Source organism: Neobacillus sp. NPDC093182, from assembly GCF_044754045.1.
Map to the genome: position 1 here is coordinate 687,114 of NZ_JBIVOI010000001.1, position 18,586 is coordinate 705,699.

Consider the following 18,586-nt stretch of genomic DNA (forward strand, 5'->3'; position numbering starts at 1 on the left):
CAGATTAAACGGGCCAAGCCCTACACCAATCACGTCATAAACCACTTGTAAGCCTCCTTTCAAAATCTTCTCTTTTGCTGATCAAAAACAATGCTTGTTTATCAGGAAGGCTAAGCTCCTTTTGCGGAACAAACCCGCACTTTTTAAACACGTGAATCATTTTAGCGTTGCGGATGTCAGGTTCCGCAACAATCCTCGCTGTCCTGCTGTCAGAAAACATCTGCTTCATAATGCTCTGAAGCATAGGCTCTGCCAAACCTTTTCCTAAATAAGAGGGGTCTCCAATGAGCAAATGAACTCCCTGATCGAATGGTTTTGCATCATAATAGCGGCCTATGATATCGTCTTTTGCCCAATATGTTTCCCAGTAGCTCATCTCTTGCCCGTTCAACATGCCGATCCATAAGGTTTGATGCCTGTCGGAAAGTAAACCCTTTAAGTGTTTTGAATACTGGCTGAACGGAAAGTTCTGGTGCCAAAAAGGAATGACGTGCGGCTCATGGTGCCACTGATGAAGCAAGACCGCATCCTTCTCAAAATCAACCTTGCGGAACGTAATCACTGCGTTTGTTTCTTGTTGAATCATAATGAAGCGACTACCTCCTCTTTTAACAGCGGATTTGGAACATCCACATACACAGACTGAGTTTCAAGGGGACCTACAAGCTCATCTAAGTCGTGGAATCGTGTCATGAGATTGGCCTTGCAAGGCAGTTTCTCACGTTCTAGGAAACTTTTTATAAGTTGAGAAGGATGTCCAACTGGAACAGAATAGGCTTCCATTTCTTCCCGGATGATCTTAAGAAGCATGCGTTCATCTGCCAGTCCTGCCGTCCCGAACGCATTCACAATACCGAACAAATGATTGAAAAAGAAATAGTAGCGCAGTCGCTCATCTGCTACTGCATCTGAACAGAAGGTTTCGCTTTTCTGTCCAGCTTCAGGAAGAAATGACTCAAGTAAGCTCTTCTTTGATTCACAGAAGTAAAACCCTTGATTATCACGGTAAAAGAATCGCTCAGGATATCCGTCATTCAACTGAACAATGCTGTTTTGCTGATGAGCCTCAAGTGCAATCCCCTTCTCATAATAAAGCCAGAGAATCGGTTTTAGAGAAATCTCCAAGTAACGCTTTAGCCAGTCCGAACTGATTTCGCTTGTGGAACGGTTTTCTTTATCTGCTATGCCGCGGATTATGCTTGAAAGTCTTGATGTTCCTCTTTTCAGTCCATCTTGGCATAATGAGACGATGGTCGTTGTTTGATCTGCATTTTCTTGATAAAACGGGTTATCGCGAAGGATGACTTCAAACCCGGATTCTTTCCTGCCCTCCAGTTTCAAGGTGAGAAATGCAGGATCGTGAACAAACCTGAAGTGCGGAAACTCATCTGAAATTTCCTTCCCGAGACCGGCCTCCATCAGTTCTTTTACCTCTGCGCCGCGTTCAAGTTCCTTCAGTAAATTAGCCCGCACTGAATTCGTAATTTTTATGTTCAATGAAAACTTCAGCATAAACGGCACATCAGGATGAAATACTGTTCTCAGTGAGGAGGTGGCAAAGAAAGAACGCCCATGCTGTCCAAGGTCCTCAATAGCTCCCGCTTCTGCAAGACTCTTAATCTCATGATCTTGAAGGACATATTTTGCCTGCCAGGGATGCAGCGGAAGCAGCGCGTGACCGTCCTCTTTTGCATACTTGTTTTTGAAGTCATTTGTTATTTCCGGATCATCAAGGACCATTTGCTTGATTTGCTGAATGGCTGAAACCGGAAGCAGGGACTTAGAATAAACAAGGTCAGCAGGAGCTCTGAAATAATGCAGCGGAAAAGAGCCTTTTAATTCAGGTGAATAGGATCTGATTTCCTCTTCATTCATCCCTTCCCTGCTTTTTGGTGCAGGATGAAGCAGGTGTCCGAATAAAAGCGACTGCTCTGCTGCAAGGAAATCAAAGTCTGTGCCATACAGCTCGTCTTCATCACCAGAACGGTTTTCAATAAATGCTGCCATCAGCGTGCAGCTCTGGGAAATGCGGTTAAGCAGCTCATTCTTTTTTACTTCCGGCTGGCCCGCATTCAAGTCTATTAACGTCACATCAATGCAGTCCATGAAATTCAGTTTTTTAGAACCCATATACACTACTGGTCCAACTAAGTGACGTCCTGTTTCTGAATAATAAGCTAAAGGTATATATAATTCAGGTTTATTATTAAGCGAAAGCTGCATCCATTTGCCTGAATGGGTATGTTTAAGCTCTGGTGGAACCTCCTCCGTTATAGAGCCTTTTCCTGTCTCACGGATATAACAATTTAAATAGCTTTGCAGTGTAGCATGCTCTGCACGTTTTTTAGCTTCTTCCCTGTTCATTCTGAAGCCTCCTCCATTCTTTTTGTCCGATTTCTTTTATTCTCTGGATCAGTTTTGACAGATCCTCTGCTTCTGCGAGAGGATTTAATAATGTAAATTTCAGGCAAGCATGTCCTTTTACCTTTGTACGTGCAATGACCGCTTCTCCATTTGCAAGCAACCTGTCACGAATCCGGTAGTTTAGAAGATTGACTGACTCCTCTGGAAGCATGCCGTCCCCTGTATACCTGAAAACAACCGTGCTCAGCTCAGGTTTATGCATAACCGTAAATGAACTGTCATGTTCAAGCATTTTATAGGCATCCTTTGCGAGGGAAAGGGTGCGGCGGATGATTTCTGACCAGTCGCTCCTGCTTATCAGCTGAAAGGATAGAAAGGGTTTTAACGCATCAAATCTTCTTGTTGTCTGCAGGGATTTTCCTACAAGATTCGGTACCTCTTCTTCATCATCTTCCTCTGGGTTGAGGTAATCTGCGTGCCGCTTCATATAGGAAAACGAGCTGCAGTCATTTACCAGAAACGCCCCACAGCTAATTGGCTGGTAAAACATTTTGTGAAAATCAACGGTGATGGAGTCCGCCTTATCAATGCCTTTCAGTTTGTATTTGTGCTGATCTGACATCATGAGGCCACCTCCATACGCCGCATCCACATGGAACCAAAGATCGTATTGCTTAGCGGCCTGACTCATTTTTTCGAGTGGATCTATGGCTCCAAAATCAGTTGTACCTGCTGTGGCAATTAGAGCAAAAGGAATTTTTCCTTCTTTTTTAAGCTGCTTCAGCTTTTCTTCTAAATCGTTCATGCACATCCTGTGGGCAGCATCTGTTTTTACAGGAATGACGGCTTCTTCTCCAAGCCCTAAAACAGAGGCTGCCTGCTGTACGGAAAAATGGGCTGCATCCGAGCAGAGAATTTTCAAAAGGTTGTGTTCTACAGGGAGACCCTGCTTCTTAATATCCCAGTTCCAAAGCTTTAAAGCTGCACGCTCTCTTGCAAGAAGAAGCCCCATCAAGTTGGATTGTGTTCCTCCACTCGTCATGACCCCGTCGCCTTCATTAAGACCGAAAAGTGTGCAAAGCCCATCCATCACCATCTGCTCCACCATGGTTGCAGCGCCGCTTTGGTCCCAAGAGTCCATTGAAAGATTCAATCCTGAAATCAGCACTTCAGCTGCTAAACCAGGCAGCATCGGCGGACAGTGTAGATGTGCCGCACACAACGGATGATGGACAAAGACGGCATGGTCAGCAACCGCAGATGAAAGCTTGTGAAAAACCTCTCGGGGACTGCCGGCAGCTTCAGGGAGGAACTCAGGAAATTGAGCTTCAAGTCTCTCCTTAACAAGCTGAGGAGAAGCACCGCTGAATGGAGCATTTGCAAGAACGGCTGATGTCAGTGTTTCCATCGCCTGGTTCATTAAATGTTGATAGCTTTCCATGCTGCCTTGTGAATTTGTGAGAAAAAAGGCATCGATTTTTGTTTTTACACTGGTTGTCATTTTCTTCACCTCCTACACGAAACTTGGTATCAGCGCTTTTTCCGCTGCCATAGCCGCTTCGAAGAACAGATCGCACACCTTTTCAAGCTGCTCTTTTGTGATAATCAGCGGAGGCAGGAATCTGACGGTACTTCCATAGCGGCCCCCTAGCTCCAGGATCAGTCCTCGTTTAAAGCATTCCTGCTGAATCTTCTTAGCCAGCTGCGGATTTGCAGGGTAACTTCCGAGTGCATCTGCAGGAGCGGTTTTGTCGACGATTTCGGCTCCAACCATTAGACCTAAACCGCGGACATCACCAATGGATTGGACATCTTGTTTCATTTCCTTTAAGCGCTGCATGAGGAAGTCTCCAAGCAGAGCTGCCTGTTCGTCAAGTTTTTCCCGCTTAATAAACTTCATTGTTGCCGTACCTGCTGCAATGGCCAGTTGATTGCCGCGGAAGGTTCCTGCATGAGCGCCAGGATCCCACTGGTCTAAATCCTTGTGATAGACAACGACCGCAAGAGGAAGAGTTCCGCCAATTGCTTTTGATAAAACAACCGCATCAGGAGTAATGCCGGCATGCTCAAATGCAAACATTTTTCCCGTGCGCCCGAATCCTGTCTGCACTTCATCCACAATAAGTGGAATCTGCTGTTCAGAAGTAATCCGGCGGACTTGCTTCACCCATTCATCAGGTGCAGGTATGGCGCCTCCCTCACCCTGAACAACTTCCATTACCATTCCCGCAGGCTTTACAATCCCTGATTCCGGATCATTCAAGGTCCGTTCAATGAATGTCGAACCGACTGCTGCTCCTTCTTTTCCCCCAATGCCAAACGGACAGCGGTATGCATATGGATATGGAAGAAAGTGAACATCAGACATCAGATTCGGAATTTTCGTCTTCGGACCAAGATTGCCCATGAGGCTAAGGGATCCATTAGTCATTCCGTGGTATCCGCCTTGAAACGAGAGCATTCCACCCCTTCCAGTTGCGGTTTTCACAAGCTTCATTGCTGCTTCAATTGCATCTGAACCAGATGGGCCGCAAAATTGAATCTTCGCATTTTCTGCAAATGAGGCAGGCAGTGAATCAAACAATTCTTCCACAAACTCCTCTTTCATTGGCGTCGTAAGATCAAGCGTGTGAAGCGGGCGTTTCCCTCTGATTACATTTTCCATTGCTTCAATCACAACAGGATGGTTATGGCCAAGTGCAAGTGTGCCTGCGCCTGCCAGACAGTCTATGTACGTTTTGTTCTCCACATCTTTTACATAAATCCCTTCTGCTTCACTGATGGCAATTGGAATTCTGCGAGGATAGGATCTTGCATTCGATTCCCGTTTGTTTTGACTGTTTAGGTAGAATTCATTTGTCAGCATATATAATCACCTTTCTTTTTGATAATAATTCTCATTCTCAATTAAAAATAAAAAACGTTCTCTCAGCATCGTTTTTAAAGTTACGGCCAGTTCCATCATTTTTTCACTGATGCGTCCAAGCAAGTCTGATATTCCTTGTCTTGCAAAATTGCTTCTAAATCTTCTTCTCTCTTTATTTCAATCAGCTCCTGTCTGTCAGAACATCGATTACATGAAAATACTAATTGAAAATGATTATCATTGTCAATAAAATTTCAGAAAATTAGTTCATCCTGCCCAGTCACGGTTTTCGAGTATGATCTTTGGTAGAACATTATCCCTATTCTTATCAATAAAAAAAAGGAAACAGCAACAACGCTGTTTCCTTTCTCTCTAAAAAAGTAATATCATTGGTGAATTTTTTAAAATTCACACATCAGCAATGATTTTCGTGTTAAAAAAACAACATGTACCCCAAACCAATTAGTAAGAATAAGGCGCATAAACCAAAAAGTACTTTGGCTAAAGTCTCCACTTTTTTTCTCCCCTTACGATATTCCTGCACCTATCACATAAGATAAGCCGATTGACAAAATCATTGCAATGAATCCAACCGCACGATTATCATTTTGAATTTCTTGATCTATGTTAAATTTAGGTGTTAAGAATTCAAAGATAAAATATCCTACCAGTAATAGCACAAAGCCAAATACTCCCCAGCTGATCATTGTAACCAATGAATCATTTTGTTCAATCGAGTAGCGAAAAATATTAGCAATTCCGAAGATTTTCCCTCCGGTTGCCATTGCCACAGCGATATTGCCCTTTTGGATTTCTTCCCAATTTTTATATCTCGTTACCAACTCAAAAATAGCTAAAAAGACAATGACACATAAGATAACCACACTATAATTGGCAGCACTTTGAACATACACGTTATCCCAAAACTGGTTCATTCCCTATTCTCCCCAGATATTATTTAAATTCGACTACGGTGACACCAGAACCGCCCTCACCAGCTTCTCCAAAACGAATTTTCTTGACTGAACGGTGATTTCGTAAATATTCCTGGACTCCCTGTCTTAATGCTCCCGTGCCTTTTCCGTGAATAATTGAAACACGAGGATAGTTTGATAATAACGCATCATCTATATATTTTTCCACTCTCATGAGTGCAGCCTCATATCTTTCTCCGCGTAAATCCAACTCTAACTTTACATCAGCGTCTCTGCCTTGGACAATCGCCATTGGTCTCGTTTCTACCGGTTTTGGCGTGCTGATATACTCTAAATCCTTTTCTTTTACCTTCATTTTCAGGATGCCGATTTGTACCTGCCATTCGGTATCTGTGACTTTTTCAAGAAGTGTACCCTTTTGACCAAATGTTAGAACTTTCACTTCATCTCCAGGCGTAAAGGTATGCTTCTTCGTTTTCTTATTCGTTTGAGCGGCAGATTTCTTTATTTCAGGAGTTGCATTTTCGAGACGGCGCTTTGCATCAATTAATTCGTGTTCCTTAATATCGGCATGCTTTTCGATTCTCATTTTACGAAGGTCACGAATAACCTTTTCAGCCTCACTCTTTGCTTCTTCTAGAATTTCGCCAGCTTGTTCAGCCGCTTTTTCAAGCATCGAGTCCTTGTTCTCATAAAACTCAATCATTTGCTTTTGCATATCCTGATGGAGCTTTTCTGCCTGTCTTAAATAATCACGTGCTTCCTCATGTTCAATTTCAGCTTGACGTTTACTTGCCTCAAGGGACGCAATCATTTTATCGATTTGATTTGTATCTTCACTAACATGGGATCTTGCTGCCTCAATAACGCGTTCATTTAACCCTAATCGTTTTGAAATTTCAAACGCATTGCTTCGTCCTGGCACGCCAAGGAGAAGCTTGTAGGTTGGGCTTAATGTTTCAACATCAAATTCAACACTGGCATTGAGAACACCTTCGCGATTATATCCATAGGCCTTTAATTCTGGATAATGAGTAGTGGCAATCACTCGTGCCCCTCGATTATGAACCTCATCTAAAATGGAAATGGCAAGGGCAGCACCTTCCTGAGGGTCAGTTCCTGCACCAAGCTCATCAAACAGGACAAGGGAATTAAAATCCACCTTTTTCAAAATGTCCACGATATTTACCATATGGGAAGAAAAGGTACTTAAGCTCTGTTCAATGGATTGCTCATCGCCAATATCCGCATAAATGGCATCGAAAACAGCAAGTTCTGAGCCATCATAGGCAGGAACCTGTAAGCCTGACTGCGCCATTAATGAACATAAACCGAGCGTTTTTAAGGTTACCGTTTTACCGCCCGTGTTTGGTCCGGTAATCACAATCGTCGTATAGTCCTTCCCAAGCAAAATATCATTCGCTACCACTTCGTCAATCGGAATTAACGGGTGTCTAGCTTTGTATAAGGCAATTCGTCCTTCATTATTCATGCGGGGCATACTTGCTTTCATCTTCCGGCCATATCTTGCCTTTGCAAAAATAAAATCAAGATTACCGAGAACCTCAACAATCACCTGCAGCTCCGACTCAAATTCAGCGGTCTTTGCCGAAAGCTCCGTCAATATTCTTTCAATTTCAAGCTGTTCTTTTACTCTAATATCCTGTAATTGATTATTTAATTGAACAATCACTTGTGGTTCAATAAATAGAGTTTGCCCTGATGAGCTCTGGTCATGGATAATACCGCCATAATGTCCTCGATACTCCTGTTTAACCGGAATAACAAAGCGGTCATTTCGGATGGTGATAATCGAATCTGACAGCATTTTGGCTGCATTGGATGAGCGAATCATACTCTCTAATTTTTCACGAACCCGCGCTTCATTCGCACGCAGCTGGTGCCTTAACGTGCGAAGCAGGTCACTCGCACTATCAAGAACTTCACCGCTCTCATCAATGGCATGTCTGATTGATTCCTCCAAATTGGCAAGAGGAATAATACGGTCGACCTGTTCCATTAATAGTGGGATTTCGGTTCTATCTTCTGCAATATCTTCAATAAATCGTTTCATTTGCCGGCTGGCATGGATGGTACTCGCAACCTGAATCAACTCGTGCGAGCTAAGTACTCCCCCAATTACCGAGCGTTTAATATGTGCTCGAATATCATGAATACCTGATAACGGCACATTTCCTTTAATTCGTAGCACGGTCGTTGCCTCATCTGTTTCTGCCTGCAGTTTAACGACCTCTTCATAATCTGTTGATGGTACTAATCTTTTTAACTTATCTATTCCAAGAGACGAAGTTGCATGTTCAATGAGCTGGTCTCTTACTTTGGTAAATTCCAATACCTTTAACGTTCTTTCTTGCATGGAGATGAACCCCCTATTTTCGATTATGCAAAAATTCTAGTAAGTCATTCGGTTCCAGTGCGTTAATCACCGATGATTTTTTTATCCAGCCTTTTTTCGCTGTTGAAACCCCTACACCCATATGTGACAGCGTTTCTTTCTTATGTGCATCAGTATTAATAAATAATTTAACGCCCGCGTCCTGTGCTTTTCGTAAGTATTCAGCTTTAAGATCCAATCGATTAGGATTGGCATTCAACTCTAAAGCGGTATTCGTTTCTTTGGCTAACTCGATCAGCATATTGATATCGACATCATAACCTTCACGTCGGCCAATTTTCCGGCCAGTCGGATGCGCGATTAAATCAACATGTGCGTTTTCTAACGATGTACGTAACCGCTCCATGATTTTCTCTCTAGGCTGTGAAAAAGCAGAGTGAATCGATGCGATGACGAAATCCATTTCAGCAAGCAAATCGTCCTCATAGTCCAACGTGCCATCTGGCAGGATATCCATCTCAACTCCCGATAAAATTAGTATATCATCGTATTTTTCATTTAATTTTTTTATTTCTTCTTTTTGCTGTAATAACCGTTCGCGCGTCAGCCCATTTGCCACTTTTAAGTATTGCGAGTGGTCCGTAATGGCCATGTACTTATAGCCCTTTGCACGGCAAGCTTCCACCATTTCCTCGATGGAATGTGCTCCATCGCTCCAGGTTGAGTGCATGTGAAGATCGCCCTTGATATCACTCAGTTCTATTAATTCACCTTCGTAAGCTGGAAAATCCTCTACTTCTTTACCATCTTCTCTTACTTCTGGCGGAATAAACGGCAGGTCAAAATGCTTGAAAAACTCTTCCTCTGATGAAAAAGTAAGAATTTCGCCAGTCTCCACATTTTCAACACCATACTCACTTATTTTTTCTCCACGTTCTTTAGCCAGCTGTCTCATCCGGACATTATGATCTTTTGAACCCGTAAAATGGTGAAGAGTCGTGATAAATTCTTCTGGTTTAACCAGACGAAAATCTACCGATACATCATAATCAAATCCAAACACAAGTGATACTTTTGTATCTCCTGCGCCAATAACTTCTTTTATATTAGGCAGCTCCAGTAGAAATTGTTTTACTTTTTCTCGTTGTTCACTTGAAATGATAAAATCAAGGTCTTTAACGGTTTCCCGTACCCTTCGCAAGCTTCCCGCACGAGAATATCGATGAATCTCAGGAAGTTCAGCAAGTTTTGCCTCAATAAGGTCGGCTATTGGAAGCATATAGGCAAGCGGAAGACGATCAGGCCTCGAGCCCACATTGGCAATAGCACTTAAAATTTTCTCTTCAGTCTTTTTTCCGAATCCTGCTAATGCTTGGACTTTTCCTGCTTTACAAGCTTCTTCTAAGGTTGTGACATCTTCGATACCTAGTTCTTTATGGAGCTTTGCAATCTTTTTCCCCCCAAGGCCAGGCAATTGTAATAGCGGGATTAACCCTTTCGGAACCTCTTCCTTTAGCTCTTTTAATGCCGTGGAAATGCCTTCATTTATGTATTCTTCAATAACAGCGGCGGTCCCTTTGCCGATTCCTGATATTGACGTAAAATCTTCAATATCAGATAAGCTGCGATCATCAAATTCAAGTGCAGACGCCGCTTTGCGGAAGGCAGATACCTTGAAGGGATTTTCCCCTTTTAACTCCATGTAAACCGCGATGGTTTCTAATAGTCGAATTAAATCTTTTTTATTTACCTCCATTATTTCCACCCACCTTACCAATATTTTAACCTTTTAATAGAAAAACTTCTCTCTTAGAGAGAAGTAAGGGCATTCTCTCCTTAGAGAGAAGTCAATGCAGCTGTATATTCTATCCACATATTCTTAATTTGTTCTGATAGAAATGGCGTATGATTAACAAGAAGATTCGCCATTATGGAATCATCCAATGGTTTTTGTAAAAATTCCATTGGAATTAATGCAGCAATATATAATAAAATAAAGAGAATTAAGTAGACTTCCGCGAAACCAAGCAATCCGCCTGCCCATACATTTAATTGCTTAAGAATAGGCAAATGAGCAATAAAATCAAGCATTGATCCAATGATTTGCAGTAGAATTTTTACCGCAAAAAATATGATAATAAACGCAATGGCGCGGTAAAAAGCCTCCTCCATATTGCCGTTCTCACTTAATAGTTTTAGAGGAGAAGTCGTACCTAAATTCGGATACGGAACCCATAACGTTAATCTGGGTGCCAAATCGCCATAGTATAAATTTGCCACTATGTATGCAATAATAAAACCTGTTAAATGCACCAACTGCAATATGAATCCTCTTTTTAACCCTATAAAAAAACCAAAAATTAATAATACAATAATTGCTAAATCCAGCATGACTTATTCAGTCCTTTTCCTTTTGTAGTTCAGATTGCAGCCGCTCTAATTGTTCCTTCATTTTCATATAATCATTGACCGCATTTACTGCTGTAAGTACAGCGAGCTTATTTACATCTAGCAGCGGATTCCTGGAACCAATTTCGCGCATTTTTTTGTCAACTAAGGAAGCGACATGTCGAACATGACTTTGGGTTTCAGTCCCTAAAATAACGTATTGCTGTCCGTATATATCAACGGTTGTTCTGGTTTTTTCTATATTTGACAAAATACTGCCTCCATTCGATTCGAAGAAATCCCTAATTTATAATATAACACGAACGGATGTGTGTCGAAAAGTAGAACAGTTTGATTTGGTGTTTTTTTACTTTTTTAAGAATAATGTCGAGGAGTGTTTTTGGATTGGGAAATGTCGTGCTAAATCTAAGTATGTCTGAAATTAATAAAATGAAAAGCTACTATGAAGGAAAATTGCTAGATAAAGCACCTCCAGGAAGTGTGTTTGCTGCCAAGACTTCTGGCTCGATGATTACTGCCTATAAGTCTGGGAAAGTTTTATTTCAAGGGAGCGGCTGTGAAGCAGAGGCCAGCAGGTGGGGTGAGGCAGCTGCAAAAGCTCCTGTGAAATCTAGTGGTCCTAAAGGGAGTCTGCCACAAGGTTTTAGCAGCTGGTCCGTTATTGGCTCCGATGAAGTCGGTACCGGCGATTTTTTTGGTCCCATCACAGTTGTCGCTGCTTATGTTAGGAAAGAAGATATCCCTTTATTAAAAGAATTAGGGGTCAGAGATTCGAAGGATTTAAATGATGATAAAATCATTGCCATCGCAAAGGTTATTAAAGATGTGGTCCCGTTTAGTTTAATGACACTCAAAAATGAAAAATACAACCAGCTCCAAAAGGCAGGGATGTCACAGGGGAAAATGAAGGCCATTCTCCATAACCAAGCCATCCTAAATGTACTGGAGAAAATCTCACCGGTTAAACCGGAGGCCATCCTGATTGACCAATTCGTTCAAGAGAGTACCTATTTTCAGCATGTAAAAAATCAAAAGGCTGTCGCGAAGGAAAATGTTTATTTTAGTACAAAGGCGGAGGGGATCCATCTTGCCGTAGCAGCAGCGTCGATTCTCGCACGTTATGCTTTTGTTCAGTATTTTGATAAGCTAAGTGAATCTGCAGGCTTTAAAATCCCAAAAGGAGCAGGATCTCAGGTTGATGAAGCAGCAGCAAAGCTGATTATGAAAAAAGGACGAGAGGTATTGCCTCAATTTGTAAAGCTTCATTTTGCTAATACGGAAAAAGCAATGAAGCTTGTGAATAAAAAGAGAGGCTGATGAATTTCAATAGTCTTGTTGTCTATGGACCTGGCATGAGGTTACTTTTTTCAAAATCTAATTGAGGTTGGGCTTCATAAACCAAAACATAAAAAATGACCTAGTTGATTGCTTCACTAGGTCATTTTTCTATCTATAATTAGCCTCTCAAAACGGCTCCAGCCTTTTCTTTTAAGGCGTCAAGTACTTGAGTATGAACCTTTGTTACTTCTTCGTCAGTCAATGTACGTTCTGGATCCATGTATTTTAGTGAGTAGGCAATTGATTTCTTGCCTTCTTCCATCCGTTCACCTTCATATAGATCAAAAACGCTGACTTCTTTAAGAAGCTTTCCTCCAGCTGTTTCAATGATATCCTTTAACACGCCTGATACCGTTTCTTTATCAACGACAAGAGCGATATCTCTTGTGATGGATGGGAAACGAGGAATCGCTTCGTATCTAAGTGGTGCTGTCGCTTCTTCAAGCACTGCCTTCAATGAAAGCTCGAACACATAAGTATCTTTCAAATCAAGCTCTTTTTGCATGGTTGGGTGTACTTGGCCAACAAAGCCAATCCGCGCACCATTTAAGTGAATTTCGGCCGTTCTTCCTGGGTGCATGTTATCCACTTTTGCCTGCACATATGTCACACTTTCAGTAAGACCAAGTTTAGCAAACAATCCTTCTAAAATGCCTTTTAACACATAGAAGTCACCAGCCTTTTTCTCACCCTGCCAAGAATGGCTGTGCCATAGGCCAGTAATCGCGCCTGCTAAATGTTCTTGTTCTTCAGGTAAGACTTCGTTTCCGTTTGCTAAGAATACTGCGCCTGTCTCATATACAGCAAGGCTGTCGTTTTGGCGCGCACTGTTGTATTTTACTACTTCAAGCAGCTGCGGCATAATGCTTAAGCGCAGGATACTGCGGTCCTCACTCATCGGCATCGCTAAACGGATGAAATCACGTTTCTCTAGGGCGAATTGTGCAGCCTTCTCTTCACTTGTTAAAGAGTAGGTTACCGCTTGGTACAAGCCTGCACCTTCTAAATATTGACGGACAATTCGGCGCTTTTCCTGGTAATCTGATAATTTACCTGGTGTAGCGGAACCGATTGGCAATGTTTTTGGAATGTTATCATAGCCATATAGACGTGCTACTTCTTCAATTAAGTCTTCCTCAATTTTAATGTCACCACGGCGTGTAGGAGCGGTAACCGTAATTACATCTTCCTCTACATTAACCGCAAATTGAAGACGTTCGAAAATTGCTTCAACATCCTGAACAGTCAAGTTTGTGCCGATAACACTATTTATTTTTTCTAAAGTAACCGAAACGACCGCAGGTTCAAGGGTTAGTGTATCAACTTCAGAAGCTCCTTCTAATACTTCGCCGCCAGCGTATTTTGCGATTAAGTAAGCAGCACGCTCACCGGCAGCTCGTACGCGGTTTGGATCGACACCCTTTTCGAAACGAGCGCTAGCTTCACTGCGTAATCCATGGTCTTTTGAAGCTTTTCTTACAGTACCTCCTGTAAAATAAGCTGCCTCCAGCAATACGGTAGTTGTATCAGATGTTACTTCTGAATTTGCACCGCCCATTACCCCAGCTAATGCAACAGGTTCTGTTCCGTTTGTAATCACTAAATGATCAGAAGTTAATGTACGTTCAACGTCATCGAGTGTTACAAATTTTTCACCATCGTGCGCACGACGGACTAGAATTTCTTTTGAACCTAAACGATCATAGTCAAATGCATGCAGCGGCTGACCGTATTCTAATAAAATGTAGTTAGTAATATCGACTACGTTGTTATGTGGACGGATTCCTGCGGACATAAGTCTTGTTTGCATCCATAGTGGTGCAGGACCGATTTTTACATTCTTAATGACTTTAGCAGCATATAAAGGATTATCTTCATTCGCTTCTACTTTTACAGTAATATAATCAGTTGCTTTTTCAGTTACTGGCTGAACATCGATTTCTGGTAGCTTTACTTCTCTGCCTAGAATCGCTGCCACTTCATAAGCCACACCAAGCATGCTCAAGCAATCTGCGCGGTTTGGTGTTAAGCCAAGCTCAAGAACTTCATCATCACGGTTTAATAATGCAATTGCGTCCGTACCGACCTCTGCATCCTGAGGAAAAACAAAGATGCCTTCTGAATATTCCTTTGGTACAACCTTTGCTTCCACACCAAGTTCTGTTAATGAGCAGATCATTCCATTTGATTCTTCACCGCGAAGCTTCGCGCGTTTGATTTTAAAGTTACCAGGTAATACTGCACCCACCGTTGCAACAGCTACCTTTTGTCCTTGTGCGACATTAGGTGCTCCGCAAATAATTTGAACAGGTTCACCTTGACCAATGTCCACCTGGCATTTGCTTAATTTATCAGCGTTAGGATGCTGCACACGTTCAACGACGTGACCCACGACTACACCAGTAATTCCTTCGTTAAGGACGTCTACTCCCTCAACCTCAATCCCGCTTTTTGTGATTTTTTCAGCTAATTCAACAGCTGACACCCCGGATAAATCTACATAATCCTGGAGCCATTTATATGAAACGAACATTTTATGCTCCTCCTCTATTCGTGTTTAGAAAATTGTTTTAAGAACCGTACATCATTTGTATAGAAATGACGTATATCATCGACGCCGTATTTCAACATGGCAATTCGCTCTGGTCCCATACCGAAGGCAAAGCCAGTGTATTTTTTAGAATCATAGCCAGCCATTTCAAGGACGTTTGGATGGACCATACCGGCTCCAAGGATTTCAATCCAGCCTGTTTTCTTACAAACATTACAACCCTGTCCGCCGCAAATCATACAAGAAATGTCCATCTCAACGGAAGGCTCTGTGAATGGGAAGAAACTTGGGCGCAATCTGATTTCACGGTCATCACCGAACATTTTCTTAGCAAAAACTTCTAAAGTACCTTTTAAATCGCTCATTCGAATATTCTCGCCGACAACGAGTCCTTCAATCTGCATGAACTGGTGAGAGTGTGTCGCATCATCATTATCACGGCGATACACTTTACCCGGGCAGATAATTTTGATTGGGCCTTTCCCTTGGTTCTTTTCCAAGGTCCGTGCTTGAACCGGTGATGTATGTGTACGCAGTAAAATCTCATCGGTAATATAGAAAGAATCCTGCATATCACGTGCAGGGTGACCCTTCGGTAAATTTAAAGCTTCGAAATTATAATAATCCTGCTCTACTTCAGGACCTTCTGCCACCTGATAACCCATTCCAATAAACAAATCTTCAATTTCTTCAATGATTCTTGTTAATGGATGGTGGTTACCAACCTTAACAGGTCTTCCAGGTAATGTTACATCGATTGATTCAGAAGCAAGCTTTTCTAAAACTGAAGCTTCTTCTAACTCTTTTTGTTTCGCTTCTAAAACAGTAGCAATAGCTTCACGAACCTCATTTGCGAGTGCTCCCATAATTGGACGCTCTTCTGCTGAAAGTTTACCCATTCCACGAAGCACTTCCGTAATTGGACCTTTTTTTCCTAAATAGGCAACGCGAATGTCATTCAATTCTTTTAAGCCTGAAGACTGTTCAATTTTTTGAATAGCTTCCTGCTGCAATTCCTTTAATCGTTCTTGCATCTTATTTCCTCCTTTTTAATCTTGAATATTCGAGCGGTTCCTTTCACGAAAAAACAAAAAAACCCCATCCCTGGAAAGGGACGAGGTTTATAGTCGCGGTACCACCCTTGTAAACACGGTATGTATAAAACACATGTGTTCGCTTCATTGAGATAACGGCATAGGCCGGTGCACCTTTACATTTCTAATTGAAATGGTCCCGGTGCCAACTCAGGAGGTGAACTTCTCTTAAGCTTCCCATAAAAGTGCTTTCAGTCACGGCACTTTCTCCCTAAATGGTCTGTGATAAGATACTTTTCTCCGTCATCGTTTTTGTGATTTTTTCAATAATGTAGATTATTATATAATACTTTACGGTATGATTCAAACTAGTATCGTCTATTTTTTCAAAAAATATAACAGGATACCTGTTGCCACTGCAACATTTAATGATTCACTTTTTCCGTAAATCGGGATGTAAAGGTTCGCGGTCGTTTTCGCTAGCAGTTCTTTACTAACACCATTCCCCTCATTTCCGACTAATAATGCATAGGATTCGCCTGTTGAAATATCAGTATATGCTGAAGCTCCTTCAAGTGCTGTACCGTAAACAGAAATATTTTTCTCATGCAGCTTATCAACCCAATCATGAAGATCCCCTCTAATTATAGGAAGATGAAAATGACTTCCCTGTGCGGACCTAAGTACCTTAGAGTTGTAGACATCCACGCTTCCCTTACCTACCACAACTGCATCAATGCCTGCTGCGTCGGCTGTACGAATCATCGTTCCTAAATTACCTGGATCCTGTACTGCATCGATTAGCAGATACGTTTTTGCCTCTGGTACTTCTATTTGAACCTGCCGGCAAACTGCATAAATTCCTTGCGGTGCCTCCGTGTCAGATAATGAATTGGAAATCTCCTCGGTAACGATTGTGACTGGTATTTCCCCGGAATCCCAGCGCGGCGGAAGACCTGTCTTATCTGAAACGATAATCTCCATTACACTATCGCTTTGTTTTAATGCTTCTTCTACTAAATGAAAGCCTTCCACTAAAAATGTCCCGGATTTATCCCGTTCCTTTTTCGTTAACAGCTTTTTCCATTGTTTTACCTTTGGATTTTGAATCGATTCAATATGCTTCAAGTTTGTACTCCTTCAGTGTTTTTTCTCATTATATCCCAAAAAAAATACATAATAAAACTAAAATTAGAAAACATATTAGAGTAATACAGGATAAAAAAGGAGTGAATTCATATGAACTTAAATTTACGAAATGCCATTATTCACAATGTTTCTGGTAACTCACAAGAAGAATTAGAAGATACAATCGTTGACGCTATCCAAAATGGAGAAGAAAAAATGCTCCCGGGATTAGGGGTATTATTTGAAGTCATTTGGAAAAATTCTTCTGAGGAAGAAAAGAAAGAAATGCTTGCAACCCTTGAAAGTGGATTAAAGTAATTTAGATGAAGCTGCCGATATGAATCGGCAGCTATTTTTTTTGCTTATCCGCCAGCATTTATCCGCCAGTATTTCTTGCCATCCGCCGGTATTTCCCGCTATCTGCCAGTATTGTAATAAAAAAAATCCCCGACATAATATCGAGGACATCAAATGCTTATTCATACGTAATTTTATCAACGGTTTCACGGTCTAAACGCTTGATTACTTCAACCAGGAGTTTAACTGCATTTTCGTAGTCATCACGGTGCAACATGGCAGCGTGAGTATGAATATAACGTGTTGCGATAGTAATAGCTATTGAAGGAACACCATTATGCGTAGTATGAATAGGTCCTGCGTCTGTTCCACCCCCAGGAATAACATCGAATTGATAAGGGATATTTAACTCATCCGCAACATTGATAATTAAATCACGCAAGCCTTTATGCGCTACAAGGGTGGCGTCGTAAAGGATGATTTGCGGTCCTTTCCCCATTTTGCTCATGGCTTCTTTTTCCGAAATCCCAGGAGTATCGCCAGCAATGCCAACATCTACAGCAAAACCGATATCAGGGTTAATTTTAGCAGCAGAGGTTCTTGCACCGCGTGCACCGATTTCTTCCTGGGTTGTTCCAAGACCGTAAACCTCATTTGGATGTTCCGTATCTTTTAATTGCTTTAAAACATCAATCGCAATGGCACAGCCAATTCGGTTATCCCATGCTTTTGCTAAAAGCAATTTTTCATTATTCATGACGGTGAATTCAAAATATGGTACGACCATATCACCAGGCAGGACGCCCCATTCCATTGCTTCTTCACGGCTTGAGGCACCGATATCAATAAACATATCTTTTATTTCTACTGGTTTCTTTCGAGCTTCCGCCGGTAAAATGTGCGGCGGTTTGGATCCGATGACACCAATGATATCACCTTTATTGGTAACCACGGTGACGCGCTGTGCGAGCATAACTTGTGACCACCAGCCTCCTACTGTTTGGAAACGCAGGAAACCCTTATCATCAATTTGCGTAACCATGAAGCCAACTTCGTCTAAGTGGCCTGCTACGATAATTCGCGGACCACCCTCTTTTCCAACCTTCTTGGCAATTAAACTGCCAAGTCCATCAGTTGTGACTTCATCTGCGTATGGTGCTATGTACCTTCTCATTACTTCGCGAACTTCCCGCTCGTTGCCGGGAATGCCATTTGCATCTGTTAGATCCTTAAACATGGTCAAGGTTTCATCCATTTTAGCCATTGCTTCGCTCCCTTTTATGTATGTTCGAAATTCATTATACAGAA

The 18,586-nt window shown here is 41.9% G+C and carries 15 protein-coding genes and 1 other annotated feature; of the genes, 2 read left to right on the plus strand and 13 right to left on the minus strand.

The window, feature by feature from the left end; genetic code table 11:
* Positions 1–34: 34 nt before the first annotated feature.
* The 9 genes from ACIQAA_RS03635 to zapA all read right to left on the minus strand — a co-directional run bounded on the left by ACIQAA_RS03635 (position 35) and on the right by zapA (position 11,180).
* Positions 35–586, minus strand: coding sequence for a GNAT family N-acetyltransferase (locus tag ACIQAA_RS03635; protein ID WP_402615087.1), 552 nt, complete (start codon positions 584–586; stop codon positions 35–37).
* Complete coding sequence (locus ACIQAA_RS03640) at positions 583–2,364, minus strand: IucA/IucC family protein (protein WP_402615090.1); 1,782 nt, start codon at positions 2,362–2,364, stop codon at positions 583–585. Before ACIQAA_RS03640 ends, ACIQAA_RS03635 begins: the two co-directional genes overlap by 4 nt.
* The gene (locus ACIQAA_RS03645) at positions 2,345–3,865 is read right to left on the minus strand and encodes a pyridoxal phosphate-dependent decarboxylase family protein (RefSeq protein ID WP_402615093.1); all 1,521 of its coding nucleotides are present in this window, start codon (positions 3,863–3,865) and stop codon (positions 2,345–2,347) included. Before ACIQAA_RS03645 ends, ACIQAA_RS03640 begins: the two co-directional genes overlap by 20 nt.
* 12 nt (positions 3,866–3,877) lie before the next feature.
* Positions 3,878–5,230 carry an aspartate aminotransferase family protein gene (locus tag ACIQAA_RS03650; protein WP_402615096.1) on the minus strand — a complete coding sequence of 451 codons (1,353 nt, stop codon included), beginning with the start codon at positions 5,228–5,230 and terminating at the stop codon, positions 3,878–3,880.
* 527 nt (positions 5,231–5,757) lie between these two features.
* The gene (locus ACIQAA_RS03655) at positions 5,758–6,165 is read right to left on the minus strand and encodes a DUF350 domain-containing protein (protein WP_402615098.1); all 408 of its coding nucleotides are present in this window, start codon (positions 6,163–6,165) and stop codon (positions 5,758–5,760) included.
* A gap of 19 nt (positions 6,166–6,184) precedes the next feature.
* Positions 6,185–8,542: an endonuclease MutS2 gene (locus ACIQAA_RS03660; protein WP_402615100.1), complete on the minus strand. Its 2,358-nt coding sequence runs from the start codon at positions 8,540–8,542 to the stop codon at positions 6,185–6,187.
* A gap of 13 nt (positions 8,543–8,555) precedes the next feature.
* On the minus strand, positions 8,556–10,277 hold the full coding sequence (gene polX / locus ACIQAA_RS03665) for a DNA polymerase/3'-5' exonuclease PolX (RefSeq protein WP_402615102.1): 1,722 nt from the start codon (positions 10,275–10,277) through the stop codon (positions 8,556–8,558).
* An 80-nt stretch (positions 10,278–10,357) separates the two neighbouring features.
* Positions 10,358–10,912 (minus strand): CvpA family protein, encoded by a 555-nt coding sequence (locus ACIQAA_RS03670; protein ID WP_402615103.1) that lies wholly within the window; start codon positions 10,910–10,912, stop codon positions 10,358–10,360.
* 7 nt (positions 10,913–10,919) lie between these two features.
* Complete coding sequence (zapA, locus tag ACIQAA_RS03675) at positions 10,920–11,180, minus strand: cell division protein ZapA (RefSeq protein ID WP_402615105.1); 261 nt, start codon at positions 11,178–11,180, stop codon at positions 10,920–10,922.
* A 134-nt stretch (positions 11,181–11,314) separates the two neighbouring features.
* On the opposite strand from zapA, the gene rnhC reads away from it, so the two are divergent.
* On the plus strand, positions 11,315–12,247 hold the full coding sequence (gene rnhC, locus ACIQAA_RS03680) for a ribonuclease HIII (RefSeq protein ID WP_402615107.1): 933 nt from the start codon (positions 11,315–11,317) through the stop codon (positions 12,245–12,247).
* 139 nt (positions 12,248–12,386) lie between these two features.
* On the opposite strand, the gene pheT is transcribed toward rnhC, so the two are convergent.
* The 3 genes from pheT to ACIQAA_RS03695 form a co-directional block, all read right to left on the minus strand.
* Positions 12,387–14,801 carry a phenylalanine--tRNA ligase subunit beta gene (pheT, locus tag ACIQAA_RS03685; RefSeq protein ID WP_402615110.1) on the minus strand — a complete coding sequence of 805 codons (2,415 nt, stop codon included), beginning with the start codon at positions 14,799–14,801 and terminating at the stop codon, positions 12,387–12,389.
* A gap of 14 nt (positions 14,802–14,815) precedes the next feature.
* Complete coding sequence (gene pheS / locus ACIQAA_RS03690) at positions 14,816–15,853, minus strand: phenylalanine--tRNA ligase subunit alpha (protein WP_402615112.1); 1,038 nt, start codon at positions 15,851–15,853, stop codon at positions 14,816–14,818.
* A 73-nt stretch (positions 15,854–15,926) separates the two neighbouring features.
* Positions 15,927–16,169 (minus strand) — a binding site (T-box leader).
* A gap of 62 nt (positions 16,170–16,231) precedes the next feature.
* The gene (locus ACIQAA_RS03695) at positions 16,232–16,981 is read right to left on the minus strand and encodes a TrmH family RNA methyltransferase (RefSeq protein WP_402615114.1); all 750 of its coding nucleotides are present in this window, start codon (positions 16,979–16,981) and stop codon (positions 16,232–16,234) included.
* 111 nt (positions 16,982–17,092) lie between these two features.
* Here ACIQAA_RS03695 and sspI point away from each other — a divergent pair, with 111 nt between their 5' ends.
* Positions 17,093–17,299, plus strand: a complete 207-nt coding sequence (gene sspI / locus ACIQAA_RS03700; RefSeq protein WP_402615117.1) for a small acid-soluble spore protein SspI — start codon at positions 17,093–17,095, stop codon at positions 17,297–17,299.
* Between the two features lie 157 nt (positions 17,300–17,456).
* Here sspI and ACIQAA_RS03705 read toward each other — a convergent pair whose 3' ends face one another.
* Positions 17,457–18,542, minus strand: a complete 1,086-nt coding sequence (locus tag ACIQAA_RS03705) for a M42 family metallopeptidase (protein ID WP_402615120.1) — start codon at positions 18,540–18,542, stop codon at positions 17,457–17,459.
* Positions 18,543–18,586: the final 44 nt, after the last annotated feature.

What these genes read in the sequence shown, in the direction of transcription:
- ACIQAA_RS03635 (WP_402615087.1), bottom strand. Translation starts at nt 586, where the DNA reads ATGATTCAACAAGAAACAAACGCAGTGATTACGTTCCGCAAGGTTGAT.
- ACIQAA_RS03640 (WP_402615090.1), bottom strand. Translation starts at nt 2,364, where the DNA reads ATGAACAGGGAAGAAGCTAAAAAACGTGCAGAGCATGCTACACTGCAA.
- ACIQAA_RS03645 (WP_402615093.1), bottom strand. Translation starts at nt 3,865, where the DNA reads ATGACAACCAGTGTAAAAACAAAAATCGATGCCTTTTTTCTCACAAAT.
- ACIQAA_RS03650 (WP_402615096.1), bottom strand. Translation starts at nt 5,230, where the DNA reads ATGCTGACAAATGAATTCTACCTAAACAGTCAAAACAAACGGGAATCG.
- ACIQAA_RS03655 (WP_402615098.1), bottom strand. Translation starts at nt 6,165, where the DNA reads ATGAACCAGTTTTGGGATAACGTGTATGTTCAAAGTGCTGCCAATTAT.
- ACIQAA_RS03660 (WP_402615100.1), bottom strand. Translation starts at nt 8,542, where the DNA reads ATGCAAGAAAGAACGTTAAAGGTATTGGAATTTACCAAAGTAAGAGAC.
- polX (WP_402615102.1), bottom strand. Translation starts at nt 10,277, where the DNA reads ATGGAGGTAAATAAAAAAGATTTAATTCGACTATTAGAAACCATCGCG.
- ACIQAA_RS03670 (WP_402615103.1), bottom strand. Translation starts at nt 10,912, where the DNA reads ATGCTGGATTTAGCAATTATTGTATTATTAATTTTTGGTTTTTTTATA.
- pheT (WP_402615110.1), bottom strand. Translation starts at nt 14,801, where the DNA reads ATGTTCGTTTCATATAAATGGCTCCAGGATTATGTAGATTTATCCGGG.
- pheS (WP_402615112.1), bottom strand. Translation starts at nt 15,853, where the DNA reads ATGCAAGAACGATTAAAGGAATTGCAGCAGGAAGCTATTCAAAAAATT.
- sspI (WP_402615117.1), top strand. Translation starts at nt 17,093, where the DNA reads ATGAACTTAAATTTACGAAATGCCATTATTCACAATGTTTCTGGTAAC.
- ACIQAA_RS03705 (WP_402615120.1), bottom strand. Translation starts at nt 18,542, where the DNA reads ATGGCTAAAATGGATGAAACCTTGACCATGTTTAAGGATCTAACAGAT.